At 51.3% G+C, this 5,315-nt stretch carries 6 protein-coding genes; 4 read left to right on the top strand and 2 right to left on the bottom strand.

What is annotated here, in order from left to right:
• Window positions 1–425 precede the first annotated feature (425 nt).
• Complete coding sequence (locus BP727_RS02615) at window positions 426–1,370, top strand: hypothetical protein (RefSeq protein WP_157863695.1); 945 nt, start codon at window positions 426–428, stop codon at window positions 1,368–1,370.
• A 97-nt stretch (window positions 1,371–1,467) separates the two neighbouring features.
• On the opposite strand, the gene BP727_RS02610 is transcribed toward BP727_RS02615, so the two are convergent.
• Complete coding sequence (locus BP727_RS02610) at window positions 1,468–2,154, bottom strand: DUF169 domain-containing protein (protein ID WP_232844353.1); 687 nt, start codon at window positions 2,152–2,154, stop codon at window positions 1,468–1,470.
• A gap of 239 nt (window positions 2,155–2,393) precedes the next feature.
• Here BP727_RS02610 and BP727_RS02605 point away from each other — a divergent pair, with 239 nt between their 5' ends.
• Complete coding sequence (locus tag BP727_RS02605) at window positions 2,394–2,840, top strand: DUF3795 domain-containing protein (RefSeq protein ID WP_048131988.1); 447 nt, start codon at window positions 2,394–2,396, stop codon at window positions 2,838–2,840.
• 585 nt (window positions 2,841–3,425) lie between these two features.
• Here BP727_RS02605 and BP727_RS02600 read toward each other — a convergent pair.
• Window positions 3,426–4,730, bottom strand: coding sequence for a sulfatase-like hydrolase/transferase (locus BP727_RS02600; protein ID WP_273272015.1), 1,305 nt, complete (start codon window positions 4,728–4,730; stop codon window positions 3,426–3,428).
• Between the two features lie 93 nt (window positions 4,731–4,823).
• On the opposite strand from BP727_RS02600, the gene BP727_RS02595 reads away from it, so the two are divergent.
• Both BP727_RS02595 and BP727_RS02590 read left to right on the top strand, forming a co-directional pair.
• Window positions 4,824–5,009: a hypothetical protein gene (locus BP727_RS02595; protein WP_013719109.1), complete on the top strand. Its 186-nt coding sequence runs from the start codon at window positions 4,824–4,826 to the stop codon at window positions 5,007–5,009.
• Window positions 5,003–5,293 carry a type II toxin-antitoxin system RelE/ParE family toxin gene (locus BP727_RS02590; RefSeq protein WP_276619453.1) on the top strand — a complete coding sequence of 97 codons (291 nt, stop codon included), beginning with the start codon at window positions 5,003–5,005 and terminating at the stop codon, window positions 5,291–5,293. Before BP727_RS02595 ends, BP727_RS02590 begins: the two co-directional genes overlap by 7 nt.
• The last annotated feature ends 22 nt before the right edge of the window (window positions 5,294–5,315 follow it).

Genomic DNA, 5,315 nt, shown 5'->3' with positions numbered 1-5,315 from the left:
CCTGCCAAACGCCAGGCTTCCGAGGTGAAGCTTTGATCGTTCCGGGAGAGAAAGCCTTAAATATAAACAATTGCCGTATATAGTAACGGCAAAAGTCGATTTATTTTCTCTCCCTCCATACACTTGACTTTTGCCACCCTCTCTTCATCATTCATAGGCAAAGAAAGCTGGATCGTGCAGATTAAGGGAAGGCCATTGAGAATTAATCTCCCATTCCAGCATGGCAGTTTTTCTTTCCGGATTGGGATTGATTGTCAATATAGGCCTAATGTGAAGAATAAGGCTTTATCTTTGGGCCGCCATTTCATCATGGATTCAGAAGAGGTACCATGAGTAACCCTCACTTGGATCTGATGAAAAAGTGTTGATGATATGCTACGGGCAAAAGCAGCAGCTTCTCGATAGCATTGTATATGGTGATTGATATGAAACGGATTAGAGAATTAGTCTTCGTTTACTTATTTATTCTCGTCATATCGCTGGCGGGAAGTGCCTGGGCTGCGGATGGACCGGGCGTAGAGCTGAGGCCAGGCGAAGCAAGAGCAGAGATGCTTTTCAATATTGGGATCGGTGAAAAATGGATCGGTGGCGATCCACCATCCAAAGATTCCGATTCCATATACGCTCAGTATTACTCGATGGCTAAAGCCTCCTCTGCCAGAAAGCATCTTGAAGCTCCAAAAAAGAGCGACATCAAGGATCTGACCCCAGCCACGGTATATTTCACCTACCAGATGAATGCCATGCCATTTGACCAATATCGGTCTTATGCCACCTACACCGGCGACAATTCGCTGTGGATACAGGGCTCCTCCAGCTGGACTCAGTATGCAAAAGCTCCAGGGGGATCCGCTCTCTCTTTGATTGTCATATCATCCGCCGGCGGCCAGGGAGTCCTGTATGAGATAAATCCTGATGGAAATCTGAATAAGAACTCATTCTACTTCTATCCAGGGTACAATCAGATGGACTTTTATGCCGATTCCATCGGCCAGCACATCCTGTTCTATACAATTGACGGTCTGGTCAGCAATTCGGTCGTCATCGATGTTACGGGCTACTACCAGCCACCATATCAGCATCCTCTTCTATCCACCTATCCCGGAAGTCAGGTTCAGCCTCCAGAGTTGCAACCATCTCCAGCCGACGTAGAGGTGACGATAATATCGGAGGAGATGCGCGGATATCAGGTATTCGTTGACGGCACATTTATCGGCACAGAGGGCACCGGAGGAGACGCCCTGGATGGGAGGTTCATCTTTGGGGTGGCTGGCGATCGGAACCATGAAATAAGAGTCTACGATGGCCAGTACAGTTACCTGAATACCATTTACTTCCCTCGGGGAATGCAAAAGATAATCAATGTGTAGCCAGGATTTAAATTTTAAATTAAACCATTCTTTTTAAATAATATTTAAAAAATATAAATTTAAAAATTATCTGAAAAAAAGAGACGAAATCCGATCCTCATCCTCGCATGAACTTGTCCCAGCCCTGATAGTTCTCCTTGAGGATGATGCAGATCTTCTCCATCATGTCGTAGGGTATTCCCACCACGAGCTCCCCGTCCTCCAGGCCGGCGTTCCTCACCGAGCCGTCGCAGCCTAGTGATACATTCACCTCTCCTTTCAGGTAGGGTGAGCTGGTGGCATCGACGCAAAAGGACTGAATCCCTGCAGTATTAAAGCTCATCCTGCCCCCCTTCTCGAACATCGCCGCCTGAACGATCCTCCTTGCCTGAAGTGGATTTCCCACGAATATGACCACATCAGGCCGCACCCTCATCTTGTCCAGGGGGGCCACATAGCTGGCCACGGTGCTGCCGGGAAGGATGCGGGGCATATTGGCTGCTATCATCGCTCCCGATTCTTTTGTGGAGCACTTGTGCAGTTTGTCAAAGTACAGGGCTCCGGTGCGGATGTTCTCCGGGCATTCCAGCAGGCCCAGGCCCGAGGCACCGCCTTTGCACTGGTGATAGTCGGCATGAGCGAGATAGCTAACTCCCTCTCGCCTCGCTCCCTGGATCATTGAGCAGTAGCGGAAGGGCCTCTCGACGATTTTAAGGTCCTGTGGGATCTCCTCCTCACTCTTGAACAGCCTTACGCCTACGATATTATCCCGGATTCCCAGGGAGGACTTCAATATTTCCGACATCTCTTCAAGATTCATCATAGTACACCGGAATTTAAGTGGGGGGCATGGAATTTGGAGCTTGCGCTCTGGAATGCATCCCATCAAATGCTCTTCATCCTTAAGAGAGCATTGATATCCGCCTGGATCGCTTGGGCAGCACTTCCTCTATCCCGCAAACACCCTTTTTCGCCTTAATGCGAATTCCTGGAGGATGTCATCAGGCCGAAGAATATAAGAATATTTCAAGCAATGTACATTTTATGGATGAAAGGCTGAACAGCGCCGAAAATCAGGCCGGACCCTGCGGAATATTATGCGGCTCATGCCCCTTGGGAGGCAGCATAGTAGCCGAGTCCGCAAGCCGGACCAGAAAGCACATCACTGAATGCGATATTCCAAACTGGGCTCCATTTGTGCCTGGGGGAGAGGCGATCGACTGGGCGGCAGTGGATCTGGGCCTGGCCTGGATGGAGACCTATGCCCGCTGCGCAGGATGCGAGAACGGCGGAGGTCCACCTGATTGCACCATAAGGATCTGCGCTCGAGAGAAAGGATACGACCTATGCAGCTCCTGCGAAGAATTGGAGGGCTGCACCAAGTTCGAGTGGCTCAGAGATCAAGGCCAGATGATAAAAGATAGGCTGAACGAGAACCGCGGTCTTTCTAAGGAGGAGTACATCAAAAAGATGACCGCAAAGATGCCCTGAGGGGCATGATAGGAGGAACGACTGGAGCGGAGATTCGAAGTTCACCTATCAAGGCACAAACTATATGTATTAATCGTGCCTATAGGAACAAGTCGTGTTTTGCGCTGCAAGAACCAGAGATCCAGCAATCCGACTGGGCTCTTTTGCCCGAAGATAGATCGAGAAGAGCATCCCTGCAAATAGATGCGAATATGCATGCCATGATGGGCGTTGAGGCATGCCCAAAAGCTGGGTCGTAGTTCATGCCCGCCAGGACATGACAGATGCTGATAAAGAGGCGAATTGCAGGCCCGGCATCCTTCGGTGAATCGGGCTCCCGCGAGATGGACGCTGCGTGATAGTCCAGTGCTGTACCGCCTTAAAAGCAGCATCATGTCGAGATCTTGGGCGAGGTCAGGCCTGCCACCCTGGTGGTACTGGCTCCTGGAAATAGGACATTGTGGATCGGTGTTGACCCGCCCGAGAATCGACTGTACTGATTTTGCAGGCCCAATGCCATGGTATTCTCTAAATCTCTCCTAGCCTTCTCCTTTTCACTACTTAACCAATTTGAATAGCGAATCATTCTTCAAGCGAGCGGCTTATTCATTCAGAGCGCCGCCAGATCCTCAAAATGGTCGCCATTCCCCCCAGGTTTATGACCAGGATCATGATCACTCCAAAAGCTCGCCTCATACCCACTGGCATGGTCGCCTTTCCTGCCAGGTCTATGGTATCATCCCCATCCACCAGCACATCCCAGGACTGCCCTCCAGCCTTCAGAGTGTACTCTCCCCACTCAAGACCCCGGAAGATATACTCGTTATCCCCAGAGGCATTGGCCAGACAGGTCCCTTGCCCCCACAGTTCTACCCCTGCTGGCGCGCCAGCAACTCGCAGAATGCCTCCCTTCCTGACCGGAAGAGCCACTCCCTCAGAGGATGTATTCGAGGATACATCCAGCAATGCAAGCACTGTGGGGGCAACATCCATCTCCGACCACTGGCCGCCAAGGTTCAGCTCCTCAATTCCCGGCCCCTGGACGACCAGGGGCACTCGCAACGCCTCCAGCCGGGCGGCATACTTCTCCGCCGAGTGGCCGCCCTTTCCTTCCCGGTCCGGAAAGACCATGCCATGGTCGGCAGTGATGACCAGCAAGAGGTTATTTTTTCGGCAGGCCCGAACCAGCCTGCCCAGGGGCGCGTCCAGCGCCTCCACTGCTTGCAGATAGCCGCTGGCGTTCAGATTATGGCCGGCGCTGTCCACCGCTCCGGCATTGACCAGCATGATGAATGGCTTTCCTATGAGATGCTCTACAGTATCCGCCGCCGCATCCAGTGCCCAGGCGTTGTAGCCGGCATAGCCTGCCATGCCCTCACGATTGGAATATCCAGCGAATCTGTCCCGCCATTCCTGAAAGAGGGTACGCAGGCCCTCTGGAGCATCGGGCCGAAATCCCGGTGTGGGCTCAGCGCCCTGCAGGGCGTTATCCTCCAGGTAAAGGACTGCATCCATATCCTCCATGATCGACATAGAGTCTCCCCGCTCCATAATGGCAAGGCATAAATATCCCTCCTCCCGGGCGAGGTCGAAGATGGTGTGGCCGAGCTGGTCCCAGTCCGCTTCCGATCTGCCGGTGACAAGAACGGAATGGCTCTTTGTGGTCTCGGGGACTGGCACTCGCACATCCACCGCCCGCGCCCCACCGCCGGTGAGGTTGAATAGCACCGCCTTATCCAGAGGCGAGCCGTCCAGAGCATAGGCATTGTGCTCCGGATAGACGTAAGATGAACCCAGGCCGTCTATGACCAGTATAACTGCGCCCGCGGGCTGAGCCATGGGCCCCAGCTGGATGTCCCGGGCTGCGCCGCCGGGCAGCAACAGCAGCAAGAGGAGGAGGGCGCGGATCATCCCTCCGGGCTTAGTCAGCTAAATATTAAAATCTTTCATATGTATCGCTTTTAGGGAAAACTCTATTTACTTACAATCCTTACAACATTATCCATGCTTGCTACAAAAAGAATCCCTGTAACTGAAGCCGTATGGATTGAGCTGTCAGAGCTCAAGTCGGCAGGACAGACCTATTCTCAACTCCTTGAAGAGATGATTGAAGAGAGAAAGAAGGCTAGACTATTCAGAGATATGGAAAAGATTGAGAAAGAGGGTGAGTTTGTGGAGCTTCCGTGGTAGCCTTTCATATTGTTATCGATAAGGATGCTTTGGAGTTCATCAACTCGTTGCCCTCTAAGAGCCACCGAATCGTGGTCGAAAAATGCAAAACACTTGCATTCAATCCATTTCCTGGCCAGGGAGACAAAGAAATTATTCAGCGAAAGGACCATGAAGATATTTATAGGTTGCATATTTCAAGGTCATACACCGCTTTTTACAAAATATATAAAGATGAAAAAATTGTCAAGATCTTGGACATTATGACTATTGAGCAAGCACACAAAATATATGGTCGAATTTGACCTAAACTCCGCCCTTTTTAAT

Source organism: Methanosaeta sp. UBA356 (assembly GCF_002496465.1).
Taxonomy (GTDB): domain Archaea; phylum Halobacteriota; class Methanosarcinia; order Methanotrichales; family Methanotrichaceae; genus Methanothrix; species Methanothrix soehngenii.
The sequence above is the reverse complement of the archived record's forward strand: the minus strand, read 5'-3'. Positions and strand labels throughout refer to the sequence as shown.